This window comes from Variovorax paradoxus NBRC 15149 (genome assembly GCF_001591365.1).
In the GTDB taxonomy this organism is placed as follows: Bacteria; Pseudomonadota; Gammaproteobacteria; order Burkholderiales; family Burkholderiaceae_C; genus Variovorax; species Variovorax paradoxus.
Genome location: NZ_BCUT01000002.1, coordinates 544,752 through 556,878 on the forward strand (window position 1 = coordinate 544,752; position 12,127 = coordinate 556,878).

Here is a 12,127-nt window from a genome sequence, read left to right on the forward strand (position 1 = left end):
GTCCTCGGTGAAAAATCGGATGACTGAATGATCGTGTACGATTAGTATACGTATACATTCAGTATATCCAAGCAGTTTTTCATCGCACCTGCTCATGAGCGCCCGACTGACCCACAGCTCCATTGCCGCCGGTGGCCGGACGATCCGCTTCTGGTACGACGGCCAGGCCATCGACGGCCTCGAGGGCGAGACCGTGGCAGCTGCACTGGCGGCCAGCCACATCCGCCAGATGCGGCACACGCGCGGCGGCGGGCGCCGCGGCCTTTATTGCGGCATGGGGGCGTGCTTCGACTGCCTGGTGACGATCGACGGCGTGGCCAGCCAGCGCGCCTGCCTGGCCAAGGTGGCGGAGGGCCAGCAGATCCGCTCCGCCATGCCGGCGGGCACACCGGCCGACCCCCTGCAGCCGCTCACGCCACCCGCCGATGCGGAGCCGGCCGCGCAAGACGTCGACGTGCTGGTGGTGGGCGCCGGACCGGCCGGCCTGTCGGCGGCATTGGCCGCACGCCAGGCCGGCGCCAGCGTGCTGGTGCTGGACGAGCGGCTGCAGTCCGGCGGCCAGTTCTACAAGCCGCTGGCCCCCTCGCACCACGCGCCCCGCCCCGTCGATCGCCAGTTCGCAAAGGGCCTCGCGCTCGAGCGTGACGTGCGCGCGGCCGGCGTGGCCATCGCGCAGGGCGCGCAGGTCTGGGCTGCGTTCTCGGCGCATGAAGTCAGCGCGCTGATCGCCGGGCGCGCCACCCACATCCGATGCAGGCAACTCGTGATCGCCCCGGGCGCCTACGAGCGGCCCGTTCCCATTCCGGGCTGGACGCTGCCCGGCGTGATGACCACCGGCGCCGCGCAAACGCTGGCGCGGGCTTACCGCGTCGCGCCGGGCCGGCGCGTGGTGGTCGCGGGCAACGGTCCGCTCAACCTGCAACTTGCCGCGGAACTGCTGGCCGGCGGTGCGCACGTGGTCGCGGTGCTCGAATCGGCGGCCCGCCCCTCGGTGCGCGACTGGCGCCACCTGCTGACCACTGCCCGCACCGCGCCCGACCTGGTGCGCCAGGGCTGGGGCTACCTGCGGCAGCTGCGCGCGCACAAGGTGCCTGTGCTGTGGCGCCACGCGGTGGCAGCGGCCGAAGGCGACGGCGAATTGCAGGCGGTGCATGTGGTTGAACTGGACGCACAGGGCCAGCGCACGGCAGCGCCGATGCGGCGCTTCGAGGCCGACACGCTGTGCCTGGGCTACGGCTTCATCCCTTCGACCGAGCTCGCACGCATGCTGGGCTGCGAGCATCGCGTGGTCGAGCGGCACCTCGGCTATCTCGCGACCGTGACCGCCGGCGACGGCGCCACCAGCCTGGAAGATGTCTTCGTGGCCGGCGACGGCGCGGACCTCGGCGGTTCGCGCGTCGCGCTGGCACGCGGCACGCTGGCCGGGCGGTCCGCGGCGCGCAAGCTCGGACTGCCGGCAAAGCCAACGGCCGCACCCGACCGGACGGCGGCCCAGCTCCAGCGGGCCGAGTGCTTCCAGCAGGCCCTCTGGTCGCTGTACAACGCGCCGCCCGTGGCACTGGCTGCCGTCAGCGACGACACGCTGCTGTGCCGCTGCGAAGAAATCAGCTTCGGCTCCGTGCGCGAACAGATCCGCGCGGGCCGCGACACGCTGGCAGCGCTCAAGCGCAACACGCGGCTCGGCATGGGCCGCTGCCAGGGGCGCTACTGCGCGGTCACGGCCGCCAAGCTGGTGAGCGAGATGACGGGGCGGCCGCTGGAGGTCGAGCAGTACTTCGCGCCGCGCCCGCCGGCCAAGCCCGTGCCGGCCGGCGCGCTGGGCTTCGAGAAGCCCGAATGGGGCGGCCACAAGCCGGCCATCACGCCGAATCTCGCGCGCCCGGTCGAACACGCACCCTTCGAAACCCTGCGCACCGACGTGCTGGTCATCGGCGCCGGCGTGCTCGGCTCCTGCCTCGGCCACTATCTGTCGAAGGCGGGCCAGGACGTGACGGTGGTCGACCGCGACGACATCAACCTCCAGGCCTCGGGCGCCAATGCGGGCAGCCTGCACGTGCAGCTGCTGTCCTTCGACTTCGGGGCCAAGGCGCAGCAAGGCGGCGGTCCGGCCGCGGCCACGCTGCCGCTGGGCCCGATGTCGGTGCGGCTGTGGCAGGAGATCGAGGCCGAGAGCGGCGAAGACCTGGAAATCAAGATCACCGGCGGACTGATGGTGGCCGACACCGAAGCCGGCATGCGCTTCATCGAGGCCAAGGCCGCGCTGGAGCGCAGCCACGGCATCGAGGCGCAGGTGATCGACGCGGCCACGCTGCGCCGCCTGTCGCCCGCGCTGTCGCCGCAGCTGCTGGGGGCCGAACTCTGTCCCATGGAGGGAAAGATCAACCCGCTGCGCGCGACCTATGCCGTGGCTTCTCTCGCGCAGCAGCAGGGCGCACGCTTCCTGCGAGGCTGCGATGTACGCCGGATCGAACGCCGTCCGGGCGACGGCGGCGGCTTCGTGGTCCACACCTCGCGCGGCGTCATCCACGCGGGCCGCCTGGTGAACGCCAGCGGCGCATGGTCCAGCACGGTGGGCGACATGCTCGGCGTGCAGATTCCCGTCAAGGGCGCACCGCTGCAGATGATCGTGACCGAGCCCGCGCCGCCGCTGGTCAACCACCTGGTGGCGCATGCCGACCGGCACCTGAGCCTCAAGCAGGCGGCCACCGGCGGGCTGATCATCGGCGGCGGCTGGACCGCGGCCTTCCATGAAGGCATGCGGCTGAACCGCGCCGAACGCGCCAGCATCGAGGGCGGGCTGTGGGTCGCGCGGCAGGTGCTGCCAGCTGTGTGCGGCCTGCACATGGTGCGCTGCTGGGCCGGCATGAACGTCAACATCGACGGCGCTCCGATCCTGGGCGACGTGCCCGGTGTGCCCGGCTTCTACAACGCCGTCACCTCCAACGGCTACACCCTGGCGCCCATCGCCGCGCGCCTGGTCACCGACCTGATCGTGCACGGGCGCACGGACATCGACATCACGCCTTTCCGGATCGACCGGTTTCTTTGACAGAACTCCATGACTGACCACTCCCAAGCCCCAGCGCGCGACGTGCTGCGCCAATTCATCGACAGCCACTTCCAGGAACAGGTCGAGACCCTGGCGCAGCTGGTGCAATGCCCGTCCGACAACCCGCCCGGTGATTGCGCGCCGCATGCCGAAGTGGCGGCCCGCCTGCTCGAGGGCATGGACCTGGTGGTCGAACGCCATGTCGTGCCGCCCGCGTTCGCACAGCAGCACGGCATGCGCAGCGTGACCAACCTCATCGTGCGCGAGCGTTTCGGCGACGGGCCGGTGATTGCCCTGAACGCGCACGGCGACGTGGTGCCGCCGGGCTCGGGCTGGACCGGCTCGCCCTACAGCGGCGAGGTGCGCGGCGGATGGCTGTACGGGCGCGGTGCGGCGGTTTCCAAGTCGGACTTCACCACCTACGCCTTCGCGCTGCGCGCGCTGAAGCAATTGCGCGCCAGCGGCACACCGCTGGCCGGCACGGTCGAGTTGCACCTGACCTATGACGAAGAGACCGGCGGCATGACCGGACCCGGCTGGATTCTTTCGCAGGGCCTGAGCCGCCCCGACTACGTGATCTCCGCCGCTTTCTCGCACCACGTGGTCGTGGCGCACAACGGCTGCCTGCACCTGGAAGTGATCCTGCGCGGCAAGTCGGCGCACGCCGCGCGGCCCGACACGGGCGCCGACGCGATCGAGGCTGCTACGACATTGCTGCCCGCGCTCTACCGCTACCGTGACCAGTTGGCCGCACGGCCCTCGCAGACCCCCGGCATCACCCATCCGACGATGGTGGTCGGCCTGATCCAGGGCGGCATCAACACCAACGTGGTCGCCGACACGCTGAGCCTGCGCATCGACCGCCGCATCGTGCCGGAAGAGACGCCCGAAGCGGTCGAGGCGGAACTGCGGCAGGTCATCGAAGGCGCCTGCGCCACGCTGCCGGGCATCGCCGTCGAGATCCGGCAGATCCTGCTGGCCCGCCCGTTCGCGCCCGCACCCGGTGCGGCTGAGTTTGCCGCCTTGATGTGCCGCGAGGCGAGCGCGGTCATGGGCAAGCCGGTGACGCCCATCGGCGTGCCGCTGTACACCGACGCGCGCCTCTACAGCGAAGCTGGCATCCCGACCGTGATGTACGGCGCGGGCCCCGAGTCGCTGCTCGAAGCCAACGGCCACCGCGCCGACGAACGGGTTCCCCTCGACGAGCTGCGCAAGGCGACCCTCGTCGTTGCGAACACGCTGTTGCATCTCATGGTCCTGCCAAAGGAAACCCGATGATCGACATCAACCAGGTGAGCAAGTGGTACGGCGCGTTCCAGGTGCTGACCGATTGCACGACGCGTATCCGCAAAGGCGAGGTCGTCGTGGTCTGCGGGCCTTCAGGTTCCGGCAAGTCCACCTTGATCAAATGCGTGAACGCGCTGGAGCCCTTCCAGCAGGGCAGCATCACGGTCGACGGGGCCTCGGTGGGCGATCCGAAGATCGACCTCAACCGGCTGCGCTCGCGCGTGGGCATGGTGTTCCAGCACTTCGAGCTGTTTCCTCATCTCTCGATCGAGCAGAACCTCTCGATCGCGCAGGTCAAGGTGCTCAAGCGCTCGTCGAGCGAGGCGCGCACCCGCTCCATGGCACTGCTCGAGCGCGTCGGCATGAAAGCCCATTCGCACAAGTTTCCGTCGCAGCTTTCGGGCGGCCAGCAACAGCGCGTGGCCATCGCACGCGCACTGGCGATGGACCCGATCGCCATGCTGTTCGACGAGCCCACCTCCGCGCTCGACCCGGAGATGGTCAACGAGGTGCTCGACGTGATGGTTCAGCTGGCGTGCGAAGGCATGACCATGATGTGCGTGACCCACGAGATGGGCTTTGCGCGCAAGGTGGCCAGCCGCGTGATCTTCATGGACCGCGGCAGCATCGTCGAAGATTGCCCGAAGGAGGAGTTCTTTGGCAACGCGGCTGCGCGCTCCGACCGCGCGCAGCAGTTCCTCTCGAAGATCCTGCAGCACTGAGCAGCGTCCGGCACCCGGCTTCCGCTCCGCACACGCGGCCGTGCCAAAGAAGATGCCGTCTTCGGCAAGACTGCGACATCCTGTGCTGGATCGCACGCCGAGTTCGGCCTGCCCCGCCCCGCCGAAGCTCCTATGCTCGTGACGTACAGACGCCCGGCAGCCCCCTCGCCCGTTGCCGCCGCGGCGATTTCCTGCCCCTCCCACTGGAGCTTCTCTCGTATGTCCCTGCAAGATTTCAAGGTCCTCACCTTCGACGTGGTCGGCACGTTGATCGACTTCGAGGGCGGCATGCTCGCCTACCTGCGCTCGGCCGTGCCGGATGCGCGCGTGAGCGACGACGAATTCCTGGGCGCCTACCGCCAGGCCCGCGCCGACGGCCACGCCGGCTGGTACCCCGACGACCTGGAGCGCTGCTGGCACGCCATCGCCCCCGCGCTGGGCCTGCCCGACAGCGATGCGCTGGCCCGCGGCCTGCGCGATTCGGTGGCGCAATGGCCGGCCTTCCCGGATTCGGTGGAGGCACTGAAGCGGCTGCGCAAGCGCTTCAAGCTGGTGACGATGACCAATGCCCAGCAATGGGCGCTGGCCCACTTCGACAAGACGCTGGGCTCGCCCTTCGACATGCTGCTCAGCTGCGACGATGCGCTGTGCGAGAAGCCCGACGCACGCTACTTCGCCTACGCACGCGGCCGCTTCGAGGGCGCCTGGGGCTTCAGGCAGGCCGACAACCTGCACGTGGCGCAAAGCCAGTACCACGACATCGGCATCTCCAAAGAGTTGGGCATCACCACCTGCTGGATCGAGCGCCGCCATGCGCAGAAGGGCTCCGGAGGCACCATCGAGTCGAAACGCACCGAGCCTGACTACCACTTCCACACGCTGGCCGAACTGGCGGATGCGGTCGAGGCGGGCCGCTGACCATTTGGGTCTCCGCGCGCAGCGAATGAATGCTTTCGCCTGCTGGCAAGGCATACTCGCACGCGCTCCGAAAACCCATTTCAGCAAGGATCCCATGTCAGGACACGGCTTTCACGTGCACGGCCCGCACGACCACGAACTTGAACACGCGGCATCCGGCAGCGGCCATGGCGACAGCCATGGCCATGCGGACGGCGGGGCAGCCTCGCCTTCCGGTGGCATGAGCATGACGAGCAAGATCGCGGTGTGTACCGCCGTGATCGCCACCGTCGGTGCGATCTTCTCGTACATGGGCGGGGCCACGCAGGCGAACGCCGGCCTCTACAAGAACAACGCCGCGATCAAGAAGACCGAGGCGTCGAACCAGTGGAATTACTTCCAGTCGAAAAGCACCAAGCAGGCGCTCGCGGAGTTCGCGCGCGACACCGCGGCCGACGACGCTCGCAGGCAGGACTGGCAGCTCAAGGTGGCGCGCTACGACCAGGAGAAGACCGACATCCAGGCCGCCGCGAAGAAGCTGGAAGCCGAGGCGAGCCAATGGGACGCCCAGTCGGAAGAGCAAATGCACCAGCACCATCGCTGGGCCCAGGCGACGACCGTGCTGCAGGTGTCGATCGCGCTGGCCGCGATTGCCTTGCTGACGAAGAAGAAATGGCTGGAGCGCGCGATGTTCGGCGTGGCGGCCGGGGGGCTGGTGGTGGGGGTGCTGGCTGCGTTTCACATCTAGCAGCCAGGCCGGCGCGAGCCGGAGGCGAGGCATGCAGCTGCCGCCCCGGCTTCCTCCCGGCCCTCCGCTTCGCTACGCAGCTTGCCGCAGCGAGGCGCGCGCGCAGGCCAGGAAGGGTTCGATGAGCGGACTCTGCCAATCGCTGCGCCAGCAGGCAGCGATGTCCATCCTTGCATCGACGTTCCGCAAGGGGCGGAACACCACGCCCGGAGGCCGGCCGATCCGGGCGCAGGCGGGCAGGATGGCCACGCCCCTGCCTGCAAGGACGAGCGCCAACGCCGACACCATGGTCTCGACTCGCTGCGCGATCGGCATGCTGACATCGTGCCGCCGAAGCATCGAGGCAATGAGCGATTTGTCGACGTCGCCATCGGGCACGGGCAGCCCGATGAGGGGCATGCCTGACAGCCGCTCCATCGGAATGCTGGACATGCGGGCCAGCGGCGAATCCGCGCGCACGGCGAGCATCAGCGGCTGGGTTCCGATGCGTTCGGTCGCAATGCCCGCGTGGGCGATGGGCGGGATGCAGATCGCCACCGACACCTCCGAATCAGTGAGGGCCGAGACGTTGTTGGCAGCGTTCAGCTCCACATACTGGATCTCCACGTCCGGCAGCTTCGCCCGAAGCGTGTTTTCCAGGCGAGGAAGCACCAGGTAGGACAGCACGACCATGGTGCCGACGGTGAGCCGGCCCCTGCTGCCCGAGCCGATCGCCCGTGCCGCATCGAAGCCTTCGTTGGCAAGCAGCAGCGCCTCCTTGGCACGCTGAAAGAGCGCATGGCCGGCATCGGTGATCTCCATGCCGCGCGCCGCCCTGCGGAACAGCGGCGTACCCACCGCGGCCTCCAGGTTCTTGATGTGGACCGACAGCGGCGGCTGGGCCATGTTGAGCCGGCGTGCCGCCTTGCCCACGCCGCGTTCCTCGGCCACGGCCACGAAGTAGCGGAGCGTTCTGAAATCCGGTGCTGCCATACGCTGGTCGTATGCCTTTTCAAGAAAACAGTATTGGACTCGATGTTGCCGCGCATCAATCATTTGCGCATGAAAAAGTTTCCGCGTCTTCCGAAGTCTGAAATCTGCGAGCTGTCCGCCGTGGCGCTGCGCACGCTGGTCGCGCAGCGAAAGCTCTCGCCGGTGGAGATCACCCAGGAAGTCCTGCGCCGCGCCGACGCCGTCCAGCCGCAGCTGAACTGCTTCATCACGCTGTGCCACGAGCAGGCGATGGCGCAGGCCCGCGAGGCGGAAAGCGCCGTGATGAGGGGCGAGCCGCTGGGCCTGCTGCACGGCCTGCCCTTCACGGTGAAGGACATCGTCGACACCGCGAACGTCAGGACGACCTACGGTTCGCTGCTGCATCGCGACCACGTCCCCACGCAGGACGCCGTGGCCGTGGCGCGCATGCGCCAGGCCGGCGCCATCCTCATCGGCAAGACGACCACCTCCGAGTTCGGCGCCAAGTGCCTGACCGACGCGCCCCTGTTCGGAAGCACCCGCAACGCATGGGATGCGACGCGCACGAGCGGCGGCTCGAGCGGCGGGGCGGCCGCATCGATTGCGGCCGGCATCGCGCCGCTGGCCATTGCCACCGACGGCGGCGGCTCGACGCGCATTCCCGCCGCCTGCAACGGCGTGGTCGGCCTGAAGCAGAGCCTGGGCGTGGTGCCCCACAGCCAGGTGCAGGATGCCTTCGGCAACTACACCTACGTGACGCCCACCACGCGCAACGTGGCCGACACCGCGCTCATGCTGCAGGCCATGACCGGCGCCCATGGGTCCGATCCCTGGTCGTTGGGTGTGCCGGCGCAGCCTTACTTCGACGCGCTGCAGCCCGGCGGCGATCTGCGCGGCAAGCGGATTCTTTACTGCGCAACACCCGCGGGACGCCCGATCTCCGCCGACGTCGCCGCCGCCTTCGAAGCTGCGCTGGCCACCTTGCGTTCGATGGGCGCGCAGCTCGAAGAGATGCCCGGCGACGGCTATGACGTCGAGCCGGTGTGGCGGGTGATCAACCACACCAGCTGGCGCGGCCGCTTCGCGCCGCTGGCCGCTGCGCATGCCGACCAGCTGAGCCCGTCCCTGCTGCAGCAGCTCGCGCTCGCAGAGCACGTCGACGGTGTCGCCTTCCAGCAGGCCATGTTCGCCAGGACCGTGCTCTTCCGCAAGGTCCAGGCCCAGCTGGAGAGCCACGACTTCATCTTCACGCCGACGCTCTCGCGCACGGCGCTGCCGATCGACCAGGACCTGTTCGGCAGCATCGAGATCGACGGCGAGGCGTATGCCGAAGTGCGGGCGAACTGGTTCCCATGGACGATGCCCTTCAACCTCACGGGCCACCCCGCCATCAGCCTGCCGTGCGGTGCGGGCCGCGACGGCCTGCCCATCGGCATGCAGCTCGTCGGCCGGTTCCGCGAAGACCAGCAGCTGCTGCAGGCCGCGTCGTCCTTCGAAGCCGCGCACCGTCCGGCGAACGCGCTGCCGACCCTCGCTTTCTGAGTCCGCCCCCGTTTCGTTCTCAACCCAGCAGGTACCCACCATGGCCTCTTTCCTCAAGACACTTCTTCTCGCTGCGTCGATCTCCCTGGCCGGTGCCGCCGCGCATGCCGATGCGCCCATCCGGCTAGTCATCGGCTTTCCGCCCGGTGGCGCGCTCGACAGCCTGGCGCGTTCGCTGGCCGAGGACTTGCGCACCACGCTCAAGGAACCCGTGCTGGTGGAGAACCGGCCCGGCGCCTCGACGCGCATTTCCATCGAGGCCGTCAAGGCCGCGCGGCCCGACGGCCGCACCATCCTGCTGGGCTCGACGCCGCCCTTCGTTCTCTTTCCGATGACCTATGCACGGCTGAACTACGACGTCGACAAGGACTTCATCCCGGTCGCGCACCTGGCGATCGTGCCCAGCGTCCTTTCCGCCGGCGCAGACCAGCCGTTCAAGACGGTCCCCGAATACGTCGCATGGATCAAGAAGAACCCCGCCGGCGCCAGCGTGGGGCTGACCAACCTCGGCGGCGGACTGCACTTCAGCGTGCTGCAGCTGTCCAAGGCCATCGGCGTGCCGCTCGCGCCGGTCACCTACAAGGGCGGCGCGCCGCTCGCGACCGACATCGTCGGCGGCCACGTACCGCTCGCCGCCGACGCGCTCGCCAGCCAGCTCGAGCTCCACCGCGCGGGCAAGCTGCGGATCCTGGGCGTTGCAGGCACCCGGCGGCTGAGCTGGCTGCCCGACGTTCCGACGATCAAGGAGTCGGGCTACGACGCCTTCGACCGCGCCAACGCCGCCTATGCCGCCTTCGTGCCGGCAGGAACGCCGAAGGAGGTGGCCACCAGGCTGGAGGCGGCCCTGCTCGCCGCCATGCGCAATCCGCAGGTGCGCGCGCAGGTCCATCGCATGGGCCTGGAGCCGACGGGGCTCCCTGGCGCGGAAGTGACGCGGATCATGAACGAGGACCGCGCGTACTGGCGCCCCATCGTGAAGGCCTCGGGGTTCAGGAGCGAAGACTGAATCGACCGACGATGGCCGACGAGGATCACGACGCCGGCAGGGCCGATTGGGCGGTGCTCGTTGCCGCGAGTTCGGGCGCGCTGCTGTGCTTTCTCAATCTCAGCGCGCTCAACGTCGCGCTGCCGGCCGTGGCGCGCAGCCTGCATGCTTCGCCCGCGCAGGCGAGCTGGATCCTGCTGTCCTACATGCTGGTCAGCACCGTCTGCATCCTGAGCTTCGGACGCCTGGCCGATCTCTGGGGACGGCGCCGGCTCTTCCTCGCGGGGCTGTGGCTCTTCGTGGCCGCCTGCGCGGCATGCGCCCTCGCACCCAGCGCAGAACTGATGCTGGCGAGCCGCATCGCCCAGGCCGTCGGCGCGGCCGGCGTCATGGCCAACGCCAGCGCCTTGGTGGGCGACGCCTTCGGCCGCCGCAGGATGGGGCTGGCACTGGGCGTGCTCGCGATGGTCGCGGCGCTGGCCCAGGTCGTCGGCCCGCTGGCGGGCGGCTTCGTCGTGTCGTGGTGGGGCTGGCGCGTTCTCTTCATGCTCAACGTGCCGATCGGGCTTGGCGTGCTGGCGTGGTCCTGGAAGGTGCTGCCCCACAGCGCGGCCGCCGGGGCCGAACGCTTCGACCTCGCAGGCGCGGCGCTGTCGCTCGTCGGCATCGGATGCGTGACCTATGCGCTCTCGATGGCAGGCACCCGCGGCTGGACCAGCACGCCGGTGTGGGTCTTCATGCTCGCGGGGCTGTGCGCCATCGCCCTCTTCTCCGGCGTTCAGATGCGCGTGGCCAGCCCGCTGGTCGACCCCTCGCTGTTCAGCGACCCGGGACGCCGGACCGCCTACGCGGGCATCCTGCTGCTGTCGATGACGCAGGCGGCGCCCCTGCTGCTGGTGGCCTTGTACCTGCAGGCCTGCGCGGGCCTGCAGCCATCGCAGGCGGGCCTGCGCATTGCACCGGTGGCATTCGGCATGCTGATGGCTGCGCCGCTGGCGGGCGCCCTGACGCGGCGCTTCAGGCCCGAATCCATCTGCGTGGCCGGCATGCTGCTCGCAGGATGCGCCCTGGCGCTGCTGGCCGCGCTGCTGCAGCCGGCGATCGGCACCGTGCAGCTGTCGCTGTGCCTCTGGCTGCTCGGCCTGGGCATCGGGAGCTTCGTGACACCGAACAACACATCGATCCTCCAGAGCGTGGCGCCCCGGCGCCGGGGCATCGCCAACGGCGTCCGGTCGACGCTGCAGAACACCGGCATCATGATCGGCACCGCGCTGACGCTGAGCGTGGCGATGGCGCAGCTTCCTTCCGGTTCGCAACGCATGATTCTGGGAAATGGCGGCCCGGGGCTTTCGAACCTGGATGTGGCGGCCTTTACCCAAGGGGCCAGTTCTGCGCTGGTGCTGCTTGCGGTCCTTTGCTTTGCCGGCGCGGCCCTGATCGCGAATACCCGGCGTCAAGCCGGCCGGCTGCAATCAGCGTGAAGGACACGGCAACAGGCCCTAGTTGCTGCGCGGAGGCGAAGCACCCACGCCGGCAGGAAGTGCGCCAATCTGCTGCAGCGCACCCAGCCGGTCGGTTTCCAGCCAGGAGCGCACGATCTTGCCGTGGCGCAAGTGGTAGATGGCAATGCCTGTGTTCTCCACTCGGCGGTGCGACGCTTCCAGGCCGCGGAACTCGCCTGCGTGAATGGCCTGCCAGCGCCAGCGCACTGCGACCTTGTCCGGCTCGGCGAGCAGGTCCTCGACCTGGAAGCGGATGTCCGGAAAGGCGCTGCGCAAGCCGTTCATGGTCGTCGCAAAGCCTGCGGCGCCTCTTTCGCCGTTGGGCCCCACGTAGTCATCCGCGATCGAGTCCTGCAGCTCCTCGAAGCGCCCGTGCGACAACCAGTCTTCATAGAGTGCCCGGATCAGTTGGCTGTTTCGGGCCTTCACATCGTCTTGCATGGT

Annotated in this window: 10 protein-coding genes; 8 read left to right on the forward strand and 2 right to left on the reverse strand. The window is 69.0% G+C overall.

Annotated features, from left to right (window positions below; genetic code table 11):
- The first annotated feature begins 94 nt into the window (after positions 1-94).
- The 5 genes from VPA02S_RS17380 to VPA02S_RS17400 all read left to right on the forward strand — a co-directional run bounded on the left by VPA02S_RS17380 (position 95) and on the right by VPA02S_RS17400 (position 6,703).
- On the forward strand, positions 95-3,049 hold the full coding sequence (locus tag VPA02S_RS17380; RefSeq protein WP_062364940.1) for an FAD-dependent oxidoreductase: 2,955 nt from the start codon (positions 95-97) through the stop codon (positions 3,047-3,049).
- A gap of 9 nt (positions 3,050-3,058) precedes the next feature.
- Entirely contained in the window at positions 3,059-4,327 is a 1,269-nt protein-coding gene (locus tag VPA02S_RS17385) for a M20/M25/M40 family metallo-hydrolase (protein WP_062364941.1), read from the forward strand.
- Positions 4,324-5,058, forward strand: coding sequence for an amino acid ABC transporter ATP-binding protein (locus tag VPA02S_RS17390; protein ID WP_062364942.1), 735 nt, complete (start codon positions 4,324-4,326; stop codon positions 5,056-5,058). Before VPA02S_RS17385 ends, VPA02S_RS17390 begins: the two co-directional genes overlap by 4 nt.
- A gap of 219 nt (positions 5,059-5,277) precedes the next feature.
- Positions 5,278-5,976 (forward strand): HAD-IA family hydrolase, encoded by a 699-nt coding sequence (locus VPA02S_RS17395; RefSeq protein WP_062364943.1) that lies wholly within the window; start codon positions 5,278-5,280, stop codon positions 5,974-5,976.
- 94 nt (positions 5,977-6,070) lie between these two features.
- Positions 6,071-6,703: a DUF4337 domain-containing protein gene (locus VPA02S_RS17400; protein ID WP_015865674.1), complete on the forward strand. Its 633-nt coding sequence runs from the start codon at positions 6,071-6,073 to the stop codon at positions 6,701-6,703.
- A 72-nt stretch (positions 6,704-6,775) separates the two neighbouring features.
- On the opposite strand, the gene VPA02S_RS17405 is transcribed toward VPA02S_RS17400, so the two are convergent.
- Positions 6,776-7,738, reverse strand: coding sequence for a LysR family transcriptional regulator (locus VPA02S_RS17405; protein ID WP_244883562.1), 963 nt, complete (start codon positions 7,736-7,738; stop codon positions 6,776-6,778).
- Positions 7,739-7,744: 6 nt separating this feature from the next.
- On the opposite strand from VPA02S_RS17405, the gene VPA02S_RS17410 reads away from it, so the two are divergent.
- The 3 genes from VPA02S_RS17410 to VPA02S_RS17420 are packed head-to-tail and all read left to right on the forward strand — an operon-like array spanning position 7,745 to position 11,662.
- The gene (locus VPA02S_RS17410) at positions 7,745-9,196 is read left to right on the forward strand and encodes an amidase (protein WP_244883564.1); all 1,452 of its coding nucleotides are present in this window, start codon (positions 7,745-7,747) and stop codon (positions 9,194-9,196) included.
- Positions 9,197-9,236: 40 nt separating this feature from the next.
- Entirely contained in the window at positions 9,237-10,202 is a 966-nt protein-coding gene (locus tag VPA02S_RS17415; RefSeq protein WP_062364945.1) for a tripartite tricarboxylate transporter substrate-binding protein, read from the forward strand.
- Between the two features lie 11 nt (positions 10,203-10,213).
- A complete protein-coding gene (locus VPA02S_RS17420; RefSeq protein WP_062364946.1) occupies positions 10,214-11,662 on the forward strand; it encodes an MFS transporter in 1,449 nt (482 codons plus the stop codon).
- An 18-nt stretch (positions 11,663-11,680) separates the two neighbouring features.
- On the opposite strand, the gene VPA02S_RS17425 is transcribed toward VPA02S_RS17420, so the two are convergent.
- A complete protein-coding gene (locus tag VPA02S_RS17425; protein ID WP_062364947.1) occupies positions 11,681-12,124 on the reverse strand; it encodes an ester cyclase in 444 nt (147 codons plus the stop codon).
- Positions 12,125-12,127 lie beyond the last annotated feature (3 nt).

Excerpts from the sequence above, each read along its gene's own strand:
- VPA02S_RS17380 (WP_062364940.1), top strand. The coding sequence starts at position 95 with ATGAGCGCCCGACTGACCCACAGCTCCATTGCCGCCGGTGGCCGGACG.
- VPA02S_RS17385 (WP_062364941.1), top strand. The coding sequence starts at position 3,059 with ATGACTGACCACTCCCAAGCCCCAGCGCGCGACGTGCTGCGCCAATTC.
- VPA02S_RS17390 (WP_062364942.1), top strand. The coding sequence starts at position 4,324 with ATGATCGACATCAACCAGGTGAGCAAGTGGTACGGCGCGTTCCAGGTG.
- VPA02S_RS17395 (WP_062364943.1), top strand. The coding sequence starts at position 5,278 with ATGTCCCTGCAAGATTTCAAGGTCCTCACCTTCGACGTGGTCGGCACG.
- VPA02S_RS17400 (WP_015865674.1), top strand. The coding sequence starts at position 6,071 with ATGTCAGGACACGGCTTTCACGTGCACGGCCCGCACGACCACGAACTT.
- VPA02S_RS17405 (WP_244883562.1), bottom strand. The coding sequence starts at position 7,738 with ATGATTGATGCGCGGCAACATCGAGTCCAATACTGTTTTCTTGAAAAG.
- VPA02S_RS17410 (WP_244883564.1), top strand. The coding sequence starts at position 7,745 with ATGAAAAAGTTTCCGCGTCTTCCGAAGTCTGAAATCTGCGAGCTGTCC.
- VPA02S_RS17415 (WP_062364945.1), top strand. The coding sequence starts at position 9,237 with ATGGCCTCTTTCCTCAAGACACTTCTTCTCGCTGCGTCGATCTCCCTG.
- VPA02S_RS17420 (WP_062364946.1), top strand. The coding sequence starts at position 10,214 with ATGGCCGACGAGGATCACGACGCCGGCAGGGCCGATTGGGCGGTGCTC.
- VPA02S_RS17425 (WP_062364947.1), bottom strand. The coding sequence starts at position 12,124 with ATGCAAGACGATGTGAAGGCCCGAAACAGCCAACTGATCCGGGCACTC.